General features: G+C 38.2%; 13 protein-coding genes. All 13 read left to right on the forward strand.

Annotated features, from left to right (window positions below; genetic code table 11):
• Nucleotides 1–4: 4 nt before the first annotated feature.
• Entirely contained in the window at nt 5–1,132 is a 1,128-nt protein-coding gene (gene dxr, locus HMPREF3177_RS06175) for a 1-deoxy-D-xylulose-5-phosphate reductoisomerase (protein ID WP_070457746.1), read from the forward strand.
• Nucleotides 1,133–2,437: an RIP metalloprotease RseP gene (rseP, locus tag HMPREF3177_RS06180; protein WP_068130482.1), complete on the forward strand. Its 1,305-nt coding sequence runs from the start codon at nt 1,133–1,135 to the stop codon at nt 2,435–2,437.
• A gap of 4 nt (nt 2,438–2,441) precedes the next feature.
• The gene (locus HMPREF3177_RS06185; protein ID WP_070457748.1) at nt 2,442–4,133 is read left to right on the forward strand and encodes a proline--tRNA ligase; all 1,692 of its coding nucleotides are present in this window, start codon (nt 2,442–2,444) and stop codon (nt 4,131–4,133) included.
• Nucleotides 4,134–4,171: 38 nt separating this feature from the next.
• Nucleotides 4,172–8,449, forward strand: a complete 4,278-nt coding sequence (locus HMPREF3177_RS06190) for a PolC-type DNA polymerase III (protein WP_371440540.1) — start codon at nt 4,172–4,174, stop codon at nt 8,447–8,449.
• A 106-nt stretch (nt 8,450–8,555) separates the two neighbouring features.
• On the forward strand, nt 8,556–9,023 hold the full coding sequence (gene rimP / locus HMPREF3177_RS06195; RefSeq protein WP_040929136.1) for a ribosome maturation factor RimP: 468 nt from the start codon (nt 8,556–8,558) through the stop codon (nt 9,021–9,023).
• Nucleotides 9,024–9,031: 8 nt separating this feature from the next.
• Complete coding sequence (gene nusA, locus HMPREF3177_RS06200) at nt 9,032–10,120, forward strand: transcription termination factor NusA (RefSeq protein ID WP_070457864.1); 1,089 nt, start codon at nt 9,032–9,034, stop codon at nt 10,118–10,120.
• A 13-nt stretch (nt 10,121–10,133) separates the two neighbouring features.
• On the forward strand, nt 10,134–10,418 hold the full coding sequence (gene rnpM, locus HMPREF3177_RS06205) for an RNase P modulator RnpM (protein ID WP_068130472.1): 285 nt from the start codon (nt 10,134–10,136) through the stop codon (nt 10,416–10,418).
• Nucleotides 10,415–10,720 carry a L7Ae/L30e/S12e/Gadd45 family ribosomal protein gene (locus tag HMPREF3177_RS06210; protein ID WP_068130470.1) on the forward strand — a complete coding sequence of 102 codons (306 nt, stop codon included), beginning with the start codon at nt 10,415–10,417 and terminating at the stop codon, nt 10,718–10,720. The genes rnpM and HMPREF3177_RS06210 overlap by 4 nt, the downstream gene beginning before the upstream one ends.
• A gap of 4 nt (nt 10,721–10,724) precedes the next feature.
• A complete protein-coding gene (gene infB / locus HMPREF3177_RS06215) occupies nt 10,725–12,812 on the forward strand; it encodes a translation initiation factor IF-2 (RefSeq protein ID WP_070457752.1) in 2,088 nt (695 codons plus the stop codon).
• 2 nt (nt 12,813–12,814) lie between these two features.
• The gene (gene rbfA / locus HMPREF3177_RS06220) at nt 12,815–13,162 is read left to right on the forward strand and encodes a 30S ribosome-binding factor RbfA (RefSeq protein WP_070457754.1); all 348 of its coding nucleotides are present in this window, start codon (nt 12,815–12,817) and stop codon (nt 13,160–13,162) included.
• Between the two features lie 85 nt (nt 13,163–13,247).
• Nucleotides 13,248–13,439 carry a hypothetical protein gene (locus tag HMPREF3177_RS06225; RefSeq protein ID WP_040929132.1) on the forward strand — a complete coding sequence of 64 codons (192 nt, stop codon included), beginning with the start codon at nt 13,248–13,250 and terminating at the stop codon, nt 13,437–13,439.
• Nucleotides 13,440–13,450: 11 nt separating this feature from the next.
• A complete protein-coding gene (truB, locus tag HMPREF3177_RS06230) occupies nt 13,451–14,362 on the forward strand; it encodes a tRNA pseudouridine(55) synthase TruB (protein ID WP_070457756.1) in 912 nt (303 codons plus the stop codon).
• 7 nt (nt 14,363–14,369) lie between these two features.
• Complete coding sequence (gene ribF, locus HMPREF3177_RS06235; RefSeq protein WP_070457758.1) at nt 14,370–15,308, forward strand: riboflavin biosynthesis protein RibF; 939 nt, start codon at nt 14,370–14,372, stop codon at nt 15,306–15,308.
• Nucleotides 15,309–15,384 lie beyond the last annotated feature (76 nt).

Below are 15,384 nucleotides of genomic sequence, written 5' to 3' on the forward strand. Positions count from 1 at the left end.
CTTTATGAAAAAAATATCGATATTAGGTGTGACGGGGTCAATTGGAACTCAAACACTAGACGTCATAAGGTATAATAGTGATAAGTTTTCTGTAGAAGCAATTTCTGCAGGTCGAAATATCGAGATGTTAAGGCAAATTATTACAGAGTTTAAACCGAAACTCGTATCAGTCATGGACGAACGAGATGCGACATCTTTAAAAGGTGAGTTTACAGATGTGACATTTACGTACGGAAATGATGGTCTAGTAGACGTTGCGACATATGACGCGGATATATTAGTGACTGCGATATTAGGAAGTGTCGGACTCGTTCCGACGTTACGCGCAATTGAAAAGGGGCGTAAAATCGCTTTAGCTAACAAGGAAACACTCGTCGCAGCAGGTGACATCGTCATGAAGCATGCGAAACAGTACGGTGCAGAAATTATTCCTGTCGATAGTGAACATTCTGCGATTTTTCAATGTTTAAATGGTGAAAAACTCTCTCAAGTTCGTCAGCTCATTATTACTGCGTCAGGCGGAAGTTTTAGAGATTTAACACGTGAAGAGTTAAAACACGTCACGAAAAAAGATGCTTTAAACCATCCGAACTGGTCGATGGGGCAAAAGATTACGATTGACAGCGCAACGATGATGAATAAAGGTTTAGAAGTCATCGAAGCACATCATTTATTTAATATACCAATCGATAAAATTAAAACGCTAATTCATCGTGAAAGCATTATACACTCGATGGTTGAGTTTACGGACAATAGTATAATCGCTCAACTTGGAAATAGTGATATGCGTACAGCGATTCAATACGCGATGACGTATCCAGACCGTATTTATAAAGACAATCCACTGGATATCAATACGTTATCGACATTAAATTTTGAACCGATGGACTTTAAGCGATTTAAAATGATTCAACTTGCGTATGATGCGTTAAAAGTTGGTGGAACGATGCCAGCGGTTATGAACGCAGCGAATGAGTATGCAGTGAACAAATTTTTAAACGATGAAATTACATTTTTAGAAATAGAAGATATCGTTGAATCGAGAATGGCACACCATGAGGTTGTACAAAATCCAGACCTCGAAACGATATTACATTACGATAAGTTATATAAGTCGGACTGGAGGGTTTAACTGTTGGTAGGTATTTTATCTTTTATAGTCGTATTTGGAGTACTCGTTACAGTACATGAACTCGGTCACTTATACTTTGCAAAACGTGCAGGTATCTATTGTCCGGAGTTTGCGATTGGAATGGGACCAAAACTATTTTCATACAGCCATAACGACACGTTATATACAATTCGTTTATTACCAGTCGGAGGATACGTTCGTATGGCAAGTGCGGATATGGAAGTGAACCCTTTAAACAAAGGGATGAGCATCGCACTAAAATTAAACGATTCAAACGAAATTACACACGTATTATTAGATGATAAACATAATTTTAACGACATCGAAGCGGTGGAAGTTATTGACAACGATTTTGTTGAGAAAATGACAGTGACAGCGAATCGCTATAGCGATAATAATGTCGTCACGTACACGCTCGCAAAAACAGCGTATTTAGTTGAAAACGGACAATTAGAACGTATCGCAAGCTACGATGAACGTTTTGAGTCAAAGACGCCGTGGCAACGATTTTTAACATTGTTTGCAGGACCATTATTTAACTTCTTACTCGCATTTGTGTTATTTATCTTTTTAGCTTATGTTGTTGGTAAAACAGTCGACACACCGATTGTCGGTGAAGTATCTGAAGGGTCTCCAGCAGAAAAAGCTGGAATTGTCGTCGGTGACGAAGTGAAAGAAGTCAACGGTCAAGTCGTCAGTGACTGGACAGAAATGACACAAACGATCGCAGCAAACGGTGGAGAAGATAAACCGATTACGTTTACAGTTGAAAACGATGGTAACGTCCGTGAAGTTGACATCGTGCCGATGATTGAAGAGACAGAGACTCCAACTGGTGACGTTGAGAAACGATTAATTATCGGTGTGCGTCAAATGATGGCAGAACCTAAAAATATTTTCGAACCGATTCTTTGGGGTACTGAAAGAATGATTGAAGTGAGTACGATGTTACTCACGCTACTCGGTCAACTGTTCTTATCGATATTCCAAGGTGAGTTTACATTTGATATGTTAAACGGACCTGTCGGTATTTATAAAGTGACAGAATCCGTCGCGCAGCTCGGCATTATAAGTTTAATCGCATTTACTGCGATGATTAGTGTAAACTTAGGGGTAATGAACTTATTACCAATTCCAGCACTTGACGGTGGAAGAATATTATTCGTCTTATACGAAGCGATATTTAGAAAACCGGTAAATAAAAAGGTTGCAATGAATATTCAAATTGCAGGTGTATTATTCGTTATAATGATTATGATCTTAGTGACATGGAATGACATCAAAGTATTTTTCTTAGGGGGATAATTGAATGAGACAATCAAAAATGTTTATACCAACGCAGCGTGAAGTTCCAGCTTCAGCTGAAAGTTTAAGTCACCAGTTAATGTTAAAGTCAGGAATGATTAAACAACTCGCGCGCGGGGTGTATACGTACTTACCAATTACAAAACTCGTACTACAAAACATCGAAAACATCGTACGTGAAGAGATGAATCGTATCGATGGAAACGAAGTTCAAATGCCAGTACTCGCACCGAGAGAATTATGGGAAGAGTCTGGCCGCTGGGAGAAATATGGTAAAGAATTAATGCGTTTAAAAGACCGTCACGATAGAGACTTTTTACTCGGACCAACACATGAAGAAGTCGTCGTGGACTTAGTGAGAGACGAGTTACGTAGTTATAAACGTCTACCACTCACGATTTACCAAATCCAAACGAAATTCCGTGACGAACTACGCCCACGCTTTGGATTATTACGTGGAAGAGAATTCATTATGAAAGATGCGTATTCGTTCCACATCGACCAAGAGTCACTGTCTAAAACGTATCAAGATATGTACAATGCGTATGAAAAAATATTTACACGTTTCGGTTTAGATTTTAGAGCAGTTGAAGCAGATAGTGGTGCAATCGGTGGTTCACACACTCACGAATTTATGGCGCTATCTGAAATTGGTGAAGATACGATTGTATTCAGTGAAAATAGTGATTATGCTGCAAACATCGAAAAAGCAGCGTGCTTACGTCCTGAAGAAAAAAGCAATGATGTAGAAAAAGATATCGAAAAAGTAGATACACCGAACGTAAAATCATGTAGTGAACTTGCTGATTTACTCGGTATTGATCTAAAAGAAACGACGAAAACGATGGTCGTTAACGTCGACGGTGAATTTAAAATGATCGTACTTCGTGGTGATCACGAGTTAAATACGATTAAATTAAAATCATTCTTTAACTCAAGTACAGAGCCAGAGCTTGCAGATCAATCAGATATTTTAGAAATTTTCAATGCACACCCAGGATCACTCGGACCAGTTAACAGTAAAATTCCTGTATATATCGATTATCAAGTAGAAGTGATGAAGAACTTCCCAGTTGGTGCGAATGAAGATAACTATCACTTTATCAACGTGAACTTAAAAGACGTTGAGGTTGAAGACTTCGGAGATTTCAGATTCATTACTGAAGGTGAAATGGCACCAGATGGTAGCGGACCAGTGAAGTTTAGAGAAGGTATCGAAGTTGGACAAGTGTTCGAGCTAGGTACTGAATACAGTGAAGCATTAAATTTAACAGTGCTAAACGAACGTGGCCAAAGTGTTCCAGTTTTAATGGGATGTTACGGTATCGGTATTTCAAGAGCTTTATCAGCAATCATTGAAAAATACCACGACGAAAATGGAATTATGTGGCCGAAATCTGTCACTCCTTTTGACGTACACATCGTCATGATGAACGTTAAAAAAGAAGAGTTCGTAAATCCAGCAGAAGAATTATACGACTCACTATCTAAACAATATAAAGTATTACTCGATGACCGAGATGAGCGCGCGGGCGTTAAATTTAACGACTCAGACTTAATCGGTATTCCAGTAAGAGTTGTCGTCGGACGCGGTATTAAAGACGGTGTCGTTGAAGTGAAATTTAGAAATAGTGGAAAAACGCACGACGTTAAATTAGAAGACTTAGAATCATTTATAAACGAACATTATAACTAACAATACTACAGCGTAAATCGAGAGATTTACGCTTCTTTTTGGAGAGATGCTTTGTGGATTACAACCAGCAATTTAACATACTCTTACAACAGGCAAATATAGAAGACAATGAACAGTTAACTGGCGGGGAACTTAGAAAAGTAATCGTCGACGACAAAACGCGTGAATGGGAGTTTCATATTCATTTTGAAACGCTCATCGATTACGCGGTATTTGCGTTTTTAAAGCAAAAAGTCGAAGAGACGTTTCGAAATATCGCAACGGTTCGCTTAAGAGTGCATGCTAATGAATTCAAAGAGCGAGACGTTTACGAGTATTTAAACGAAGCGCTCGAAAATATCGAAGTGACTGAAAACTTTAAGCGCCAAATTAACAATTCAAAAATTATGTATAACGATGACACTTTAAAATTTAGTTTTACGAGTGACGTCACTAAAGAATATTTTGAACGACAAATTAAAAACAATTTAATTTTAGAATATCGTTCATATGGCATCCTCATCTCAGACATCGTGGCAGATGTAGATTTTGATGCACAAACTAAAAACGATGAAAAACTCGATCAAAAAATTACGAATCATACAGAAAAATTATTAGAACAACATAAAAAAGAGAAAGAAAAAGAAGTATCGAAGCCTAAAGAAATCGTTAAGCAAATTGGTAAAAAACTTACGTTTGATGGCGTAAGAAAGATGTATACGATTGAAGATGAAGAATATAACGTCCGATTAGAAGGTGTAATTTTCAGTAAAGACGTGATACATACACGTACTGGAAAGCAAATTTTAAATATGAAAATTACCGACTACACGGATAGCATTCAAGTGAAACGTTTCGGTAACAAAGAAGAAGAAACTAACGTATTCGAAGCGCTGAATAAAGGGGACTGGGTAATCGTCGAAGGAAATATTGAGTACGATGACTTCGCAAAAGACCTTGTCATGAATTTACGTGCGTTAACGATTACTAAACCACCTAAACATGAAGATGATAGTGAAGAGAAGCGTGTCGAACTTCATCTTCATACGATGATGAGTGCGATGGACGGTGTGACGACAATAGAAGATTATATTGACCGCGCGGTTGAATACGGACATCCTGCACTTGCTATAACAGACCATAACAACGTTCAAGCATTCCCAAACGCATATAACTATGCTAAAAGTAAAGGTTTAAAAATGCTCTTTGGTATGGAAGCAAACATCGTCGAAGATAGTGCGAAACTTGCATTTAAAGATAGTTCAGTGCGTTTAGAGGACGCGACGTACGTCGTATTTGACGTTGAGACGACAGGGTTATCTAGTAGATACGATAAAATTATCGAACTCGCAGCAGTTAAAGTACATAACGGTGAAATCATCGACCGTTATGAAAGCTTTATTAATCCGCATGAACCGTTATCAGAGGTCATTAAAAACTTAACAGGTATTACAGATTCGATGTTAGAAAACGAACGTGAATTTGAAGATGTTCTCCCTGAATTTAGAGAGTGGGTCGGGGATGCGATATATGTCGCACATAACGCGACGTTTGACATGGGCTTCATTGATACGGCGTTCACTAAGCTTGGGTTTGGTCCGTCAGATAACCCTGTCATCGACACGTTAGAGATTACACGAGTAATAAATAAAGACTTAAAACGTCATAACTTAGCAGCGCTCGCAAAACATTATAACGTCGAACTCGTCAGTCACCATAGAGCAATCTACGACGCAGAAGCGACAGGTTTTATATTTATAAAGATGTTAGCGCAGTTAAAGAATGCGGGCATTGAAAAGCACGAAGATATTAATACGCTCGCTAGAGACGATGCGTTTAAGTTAAGTAAACCGAGCCGCGCGACGATCTTAGTCAAAAACCAAATTGGTTTAAAAAACTTATTTAAAATTGTTTCAGATAGTTTAACAGATAGTTTTTACCAAGTACCGCGAGTGAGAAAGCACTTTTTAGACGCTCACCGTGAAGGGTTAATTATCGGAAGTGCGTGTGATAACGGAGAAGTGTTTCGAACGTTATTAGAAAAGTCATATGACGATACACTTAAAAAAGCACGTTACTATGACTATTTAGAAGTGTTCCCAAAAGACTTATATGTCCATCTCTATGAACGCGAGTTAATACGAGATGACGATATGTACGAAGAACTCATTCATAACATGATTAAAATCGGTGACGAGTTATCGATTCCAGTCGTCGCGACAGGAAACGTTCATTATCTCGATAAAAAAGATAAAATTCGTCGCGAAATTATCATTAAAGGAAACCCCGGGAATCCGTTATCCCGACAAACGTTACCAGATGCTCATTTTAGAACGACAACTGAAATGCTTGAGGACTTTGCATTTTTAGGTGACGAACTTTCACGAAAGATTGTCATTGAAAATACGAATGAAATTAGTCGCTCGATTGACGAAGTCGAAGTTATTAAAAACGGATTATTCACACCAGAAATTGAAAATGCGAACGAAGAAGTAAAAGAGTTAACGTATTCGACAGCAAAAGAGATTTACGGTGATCCATTACCAGAAATCATCGAAGCACGTTTAGAAAAAGAGTTAAACAGTATTATTTCAAACGGGTTTGGCGTCGTGTACTTAATCTCACAAAAGCTCGTTAAAAAATCACTCGATGACGGCTACTTAGTTGGGAGTCGTGGTTCGGTTGGTTCAAGTTTAGTTGCGACGATGATGGGGATTACTGAAGTGAACCCGATGCCGCCGCACTATATTTGTCCGAAGTGTAAGCATAGTGAGTTTTTCGACGATGGTAAATATAACTCAGGATTTGACTTACCTGACAAAAAATGTGAGAAGTGTAATGTCGAATTCATTAAAGAAGGTCAGGATATTCCGTTTGAAACGTTTTTAGGATTTAAAGGGGATAAAGTTCCAGATATCGATTTAAACTTTAGTGGAGAATATCAAGCGACAGCACATAACTACACGAAAGAACTATTCGGTGTAGACTACGTCTACCGTGCAGGAACGATTTCTACACTCGCAGATAAGACTGCATTCGGATACGTGAATGGATATATGAATGATCACGGACTTCATAAACGTAAAGCAGAAATCGATAGACTATCAAGCGAATGTGAAGGGATTAAACGTACGACAGGTCAGCACCCAGGGGGAATTATCGTTATCCCGGATTCTATGGACGTCTTTGATTTTACGCCAATTCAATATCCAGCAGACGATACGTCGAGTGAATGGCGTACGACACACTTTGACTTCCATAGTATCGACGAAAACGTCTTAAAACTCGATATCCTTGGTCACGTTGATCCGACGATGATTCGTATGCTCGAAGATTTAACAGGCGTGGATCCGAAGACGATTCGAATCGACGACGAAGATACGATGAAACTATTTGAAGGTCCAGAAGTACTCGGTGTAAGTCGAGATGACATTATGAGTAACACTGGAACGTACGGCGTACCTGAATTCGGAACACCTTTTGTTCGTGAAATGTTAGAAGATACAAAACCAAATACATTTGGTGAGCTCGTTCAAATCTCGGGATTATCACACGGTACAGACGTTTGGCTAGGAAATGCGCAGGATTTAATCCGAAAAGGAATTTGTGACATTTCAACAGTTATCGGGTGTCGTGACGATATAATGGTTACTTTAATGTATAAAGGACTCGAGCCGAGTTTAGCGTTTAAAATTATGGAGAGTGTACGTAAAGGACGCGGACTTCAACCTGAGTGGATTGAAGCGATGAAAGCAAATGGGGTAGAAGATTGGTATATCGATTCTTGCTTAAAAATTAAGTACATGTTCCCGAAAGCACACGCAGCAGCGTACGTACTTATGGCAGTAAGAATTGCGTACTTTAAAGTGCATTATCCTAAAGAATATTACGCGACATATTTAAGTGTACGTGCAGCTGACTTTGATTTAATGACGATGACAAAAGACAAGACGACAATTCGTACGCGCGTAAAAGAGATGAAAGACAACTATAATGAGTTAACGAAAAAAGAAAAAGACTTATTAATCGTTTTAGAAATTGTGAATGAGATGAGACATCGTGATATTAATATGTTACCGGTCAATATCGAAAAATCTCATCCAGAGCACTTCATTATAGAAGGCGATGCTTTAATCCCACCGTTTACTGCAGTACCAGGACTCGGGCTAAGTGTTGCAAGAAATATTGCTGAAGTGAGAAAACATGACCACTTTATAAGTAAAGAAGATTTAAATAAAAAAGCTGGAGTATCCCAAAAAGTGATCGATTATTTAACAGAACTTGGAAGTTTAGATCATTTACCAGATAAAGCACAGCTTTCTATATTCGACTTATAAATAATGATGTGTTATAATTAACTAGAAATAAAATGTTGTGGATTTGGAAAAGAGCGCACCATCGTGTCCGCTCTTTTCTTATGTTTTAAGCGAGGTGAACGTATCGGTGAATAAAAAAGAATTACACATATTTGAATTAGCAGAACCGGTTGTAGAATCATTGGACTACTCATTAATTGAAGTGGAGTACAAAAAAGAAGGTAAAGATTGGTTTTTAAGATTTTATTTAGACAAACCAGGTGGAATTACGTTAGATGATTGCGTACGTGGCAGTGAAGTACTTGCTGAGAAATTAGACGAATGGGATATTATCGACGGTCATTATTTCCTCGATGTCTCTTCACCAGGTGCAGAGCGTCCAATCAAAACTGAAAAAGATTTAGAGACGACGTTAAACAATGGTATTTATGTAAAAACGTACCAGCATATCGATGGTGAACAAGAATGGACAGGGATACTCACAGAGTACGATGACAGTTCGGTAACGATTAAGTATCGCGATAAAACGCGCGAAAAGACTGTAACAGTCGATCGTGACAAAATTGCTGTAATTCGTAAAGCTGTATTAGTTTGAATGGAGGAATAGTAGTGAATCAGGAATTACTGAATGCAATAGAATATATTCAAAAAGAAAAGAACATCCCAGTAGAAGTACTCGTTGAAGCAATTGAAGCGGCACTTTTAACTGCGTATAAAAGAAATTATAAAGAACATAAAAACGTCCGTGTAGAAATTAATATGGACACAGGAAACTACCGCGTTGTATCTAGAAAAGACGTCGTTGAGGAAGTAGAAGACGACACAGCAGAGATCGATTTACTCACAGCGAGAGAATACAACCCAGCATATGAAGTCGGTGACCCGTTTGATGAAGACGTAACACCTTCAGACTTTAACCGTGTCGGTGCACAAGCTGCGAAACAAGCAGTTATGCAAAGAATTCGAGATGCTGAACGTGAAATTTTATATGAAGAGTTTATCGATAAAGAAGATGAGTTATTAATCGGAACAGTTGATAGAGTCGACAGTCGTTTCGTATACGTCACACTTGGTAACACGGATGCTGTATTACCAGAGTCAGAGCGTATGGCAAATGAAGTCTACAAAACTGGCGATAAAATTCGCGTCTATTTAAACAAAGTAGAACAAACGACACGTGGACCACAAATTTACGTCTCACGTACACATCCAAATCTTTTAAAACGACTCTTCGAAGAAGAAGTTCCAGAAATTTATGACGGAACAGTACTGATTATGAGTGTCGCAAGAGAAGCTGGCGAACGTTCTAAAATTTCAGTATACGCTGAAAACGAAAACGTCGATGCAGTTGGGTCATGTGTTGGTGCAAGAGGTGCCCGCGTTGAAGCAATCGTCGACGAGTTATCAGGTGAAAAAATCGACATCGTATTATATGACAAAGATCCTAAAGTATACGTTAAAAACGCATTATCACCGTCAGAAGTGGTCGACGTAATTATTAATGAAGATGAAAAATCAACGACAGTCGTTGTACCAGATCACCAGTTATCACTCGCAATTGGTAAACGTGGTCAAAACGCACGACTTGCTGCGAAGTTAACAGGCTGGAAGATCGATATCGTTTCAGAATCTGAATTTAACGGTGATGCTGAGGATGAAGAAACTTTAGAAGAAACTGAAGTAGAAGAGTAGAGGTGTGACGTTTATGGCACGAAAAATTCCGATGAGAAAAGATATTTTATCTGGTGAAATGTTTAAAAAACAAGATCTTATACGAATCGTTAAAACGAAAGACGGCGAAGTATTTGCAGATGAAACTGGAAAGAAAAACGGTCGTGGTGCCTACGTCGTCAAAGATTTAGAAAAAGTAAACGATGCACGTGACAAAAAGGTTTTAGAAAGTAAACTCGGTGTATCAACAGAGGTGTTAGGCCCAGTGTATGACGAAATTATTCGTCTCATATACCGCGAGGATATTCCGAAGCGATGAATAAAGAGTTAAATTTACTCGGACTTGCAACACGTGCAGGAAAAGTAATTAACGGTGAACCTCTAACTTTAGATGGTATTAAACGTAAATCAGTGAAACTTGTTTACTTAGCAAGTGACGCTGGGAATAGTACAAAAAAGAGAATACGCGATAAAACAACAACTCAGTCAATTCCTTTAATTGAAGATTATACTAATCACGAGCTTTCACAAAGCACTGGAGCATATAACCGAGTGGTTCTCGGTGTGACAGATGTTGGCTTTAAAAAGAAGTTGTTAGAGTTGAATGAGAAAGGAACGTGATTCAATGAGTAAGATTAGAATTCATGAATACGCGAAACAACATAACTTACAGAGTAAAGAAGTTATAAATACTTTAAACGAGAGTGGAAAAGACTTTAGCTCTCATATGCAGACGTTAAACGATGATGACGTTAAACTATTAGACCAAAAGTTTGTTAAAAAAGAAAAGAAAAATGACAAACCAAAACAAAACAAAGATAAAAAACATAAACATAACAATAAAAAGCAAGACAATAAAAAGAACGTAAACAAAAAGAATGACAAAAAGAATAAGCAGCAAAAGCAACAACCAAAACAACAAGAAAAGCCTGTAAAAGAAGCTAAAGCTGAGGTTCAAGGTGAAAAGACGTTTACGTATGAAGAAGGAATTACAGTCGGTGAGCTTGCTTCAAAAATTAATGTCGACGCATCAAAAGTCGTTAAAGACTTATTTATGCTCGGAATTATGACAAACATCAACCAAAGTTTAGATGACGAAGCGGTTGAAATCGTCGCAGATAACTACGGCTATACAGCTGAAAAAGAAGAAGTTATCGACGACACGGACCTCGATATTTACTTCGATTTAGAAAACGAAGAGTTAACAGAAGAGCGTCCAGCGATCGTTACGATTATGGGACACGTTGACCACGGTAAAACGACGCTACTTGACTCAATCCGTAACGCAAACGTAACGAGTGGAGAAGCGGGTGGAATCACTCAGCATATCGGTGCATACCAAATTCATTGGAACGGTAAAGATATTACATTCTTAGATACACCAGGACACGAAGCGTTCACTACGATGCGTGCACGTGGTGCTCAAGTGACAGACTTAACAGTACTAGTCGTCGCAGCAGATGACGGTGTAATGCCTCAAACAATCGAAGCGTTAAACCATGCTAAAGCTGCAGAGACACCAATTATCGTAGCAGTAAACAAAATCGATAAGCCAACAGCAAATCCTGACCGCGTCATGACTGAACTCGGTGAACACGGATTATTCCCAGAAGACTGGGGTGGAGATACGATCTTCGTACCACTTTCAGCATTAACTGGTGAAGGAATCGATGATTTACTTGAAATGATTACACTAGTCAGTGAAGTCGAAGAGTTAAGCACAAAATCTGACCGCGACGCGATTGGTACAGTAATCGAAGCAGAGCTCGACAAATCACGTGGACCTGTAGCGACGCTACTCGTTCAGCACGGTACGTTACATGTTGGAGATTCTTTAGTTGTTGGAAATACGTTCGGTAAAGTACGTGCGATGACAAACGACTTAGGTGAAAGAATCCAAACAGCTGGACCATCATTACCAGTTGAAATTACTGGTTTAAACGATATTCCACAAGCTGGCGACAGATTCGTCGTCTTTGAAGATGATAAAAAAGCACGTTCTATCGGTGAAAAACGCCGTGAAGACAAAATTATGCGCGACCGCGAGTCTACAAATAAGATTAGTTTAGATAACTTATTTGAAACGCTTAAAGAAGGCGAGTTAAAAGACTTAAACTTAATTCTTAAAGCGGACGTTCAAGGTACAGTAGAAGCTCTTGCAGCGTCACTCATGAAGATTGACGTTGAAGGTGTAAATATCCGAATTATCCATACAGGTGTTGGAGCAATTAACGAATCAGACGTTACACTTGCAAACGCATCGAACGCGATTATTATCGGATTTAACGTACGTCCAGATGCAAACGCACGTCGTACAGCAGAAAACGAAAAAGTAGACATTCGTCTACACCGCGTAATCTATAAAGCATTAGAAGAAATAGAGCAAGCAATGAAAGGTATGCTCGACCCTGAATACGAAGAAGAAGTCATTGGATACGCAGAAGTACGTCAAACGATTAAAGTTTCTAAAATCGGTACAATCGCTGGTTCTTACGTGACTGAAGGTAAGATTACTAGAGACGCAGGCGTTCGTGTAATCCGTGAAGGTGTCGTCATCTTTGAAGGTGAACTCGATTCACTGAAACGATTTAAAGACGACGCAAAAGAAGTTGCTTCAGGATACGAATGTGGGATTACGATCAAAAACTTTAACGATATTAAAGAGGGCGACCAAATCGAAGCGTTCCAAATGGTTGAAGTTAGGAGAGTTTAATTATGGCTAAGCGTAATGACCGAGTTGCAGAAGAAATTAAAAAAGTAGTGACTGAAGTCATCGATAACGAAGTGATGGATAAAGAACCATCGTTAAAACTCGTTACAGTGACTGAAGTTGAAGTTTCTGAAGAGCTTGAATATGCGAACGTATACTTTACGACTTTAAACGAAAATAAAAGAGAAGTTGAAGATATTTTAAATAAATATCGAGGATTACTTCGTTCAGCAGTTGCAAAAAATATTCGTTTAAGAAAAGCACCAGAAATTTACGTAAAGTACGATCAATCTGTCGACTACGGTAGCAGAATTGAAGACTTATTAAACCAAATTAAAAACGAAGGCAAATAATATGAGCGACGATTCGTCGCTCATTATTTTTTTATGAATAGATAAGTGGTATATTTATAATTAAATAATTGTATGGAGGAAAGAGATGTCAAACAATTTTTGGTTTTTAATGTACTTAGTATTTCTCGGATTATTAGTAATCGGAATCGATGCATTATTTTTCAATTTACTACCGACTAAAACATTTGGTTCAGCATTTTTATCACTCGTATTTATCGTTGTTATTGCTGGACTCTTTGTCTTTTTATATGAAAAAATCTTTAATCGAAAAAAGTAAGAGGTGTCACAATGTATAGTGGAGTCATCTGTGTGGATAAACCAAAAGGTATGACAAGTCATGACGTCGTCATGAAAGTCAGACGTAAATTACATATGAAAAAGGTCGGTCATACAGGAACGTTAGATCCGGATGTGACTGGTGTGTTACCGGTTGTCGTTGGAGATGCAACGCAACTGACTGAAGTGTTACAAGAAAGACAAAAAAGTTATACAGCAGTAGTAACGCTCGGATTTTCAACGACAACTGAAGATTCTGCAGGTGAAAAAGTAAAAACGAGTGACGTATCACATATTACTAAAGAAATGATTGACGACGTTATTGAAAACTTTGAAAGAGATTATAACCAAACAGTACCGATGTATAGCTCGGTGAAAGTAAACGGTAAAAAGTTATATGAATACGCACGAAATAACGAAAAGGTAGAAAGACCGAGCCGCGTCGTTACGATTTATCGTTTAGAACGTACTGGAGATATTACGTTTAAAGATACGATAGATTTTCAAATTGACGTAACATGCTCAAAAGGTACATACATTCGTACGCTCGCTGTAGACATCGGTCGTAAACTCGGTGTTGAAGCACATATGTCATATTTAAGAAGAACAGAATCGTGTGGGTTTACTGAAGATGATGCGGTCGAATTAGATACAATTAGTGAAGCGTCGATAATTCCGATTTTAGAAGTTTTAAGCGATGAATATACTGTAGAACTGTTCGACGAACTGAAAGACCGTGGACCATTGTTTAAAATTTCAAATGGGCAAAAGATGAGTCAAAATGATATGATGAAACTAACGAATAATGAAGACGTAGAGACTGTTTTATTTGTTAAAAACAACCGACCAATCGGTTTGTATAAAAAACATAAAGAAAACGAATTTAAACCGTTTAAAATGTTTCTTACGTCAAATGACTTGTGAGGGCTTTATGAAAACATATCGACTATATTATTCAAATGATTTATCTATAGAAAACGAACCAATCGCATTAGCGCTCGGTTTTTTTGATGGACTCCATCTCGGACATCAACAAGTGATTGACACGATGATTGAAATTGCTGAAGAAAAAGGATTAAAAAAAGCAGTGATGACGTTTGATCCGCATCCTTCTGTCGTTTTAAATCCGAAAATGCGACGGACGACGTATATTACGCCGTTAAAAGAAAAAGAAGAGATGCTAAAAGAAAAAGGCATCGACTACTTATTTGTCGTAAACTTCTCAAGTGACTTTGCAGCGTTATCTCCAGATACGTTTGTGAAAGAGTATTTAATCTCTAACAACGTGAAAGAAGTAATCGCAGGGTTTGATTTTTCATATGGACAGTACGGTAAAGGATCGATTACGACGTTAAAGACGTATGACGAATTTAACACGACTAAAGTACTTCCGATAAACGAGAACGAAGAAAAAATTTCGACGACAAAAATCCGAGAACTTCTTTTAAGTGACAAGCTAGAAGAAGCAAATAAAATACTCGGTCGACCATATCAAATTAACGGTGTCGTCGTTCAAGGTGAAAAACGCGGGAGAACGATCGGGTTTAGAACAGCAAACATCGAACCGAGCGGACCGTTTTTACTACCGTCACTCGGGGTGTACGTTGTTACGATGACGATTGGTGCAGATGATACGATTTATAGAGGTGTCGCATCGATTGGTAAAAAACCGACGTTCCACGAAGATTATAAAGTGACGATTGAAGTCCATTTAATTGATTTTGACCGTACGATATACGGTGAAGAAGTGTCAGTGTATCTTCATAACTATTTACGTGGAGAAAAGAAATTTGACGGTTTAGATGATTTAATTGAAGCGATGACAATCGATAAAGAAAACGCCATACAGTTACTTGAAAAATTCGAGTAAAGCGCGTATAATAATTTAAGTGCGATATCTTGGTCATTAGACACCCTAACTTTTGACTCAGATATTAGCGAATATA

Source organism: Nosocomiicoccus sp. HMSC09A07 (assembly GCF_001808485.1).
Taxonomy (GTDB): Bacteria; Bacillota; Bacilli; order Staphylococcales; family Salinicoccaceae; genus Nosocomiicoccus; species Nosocomiicoccus ampullae_A.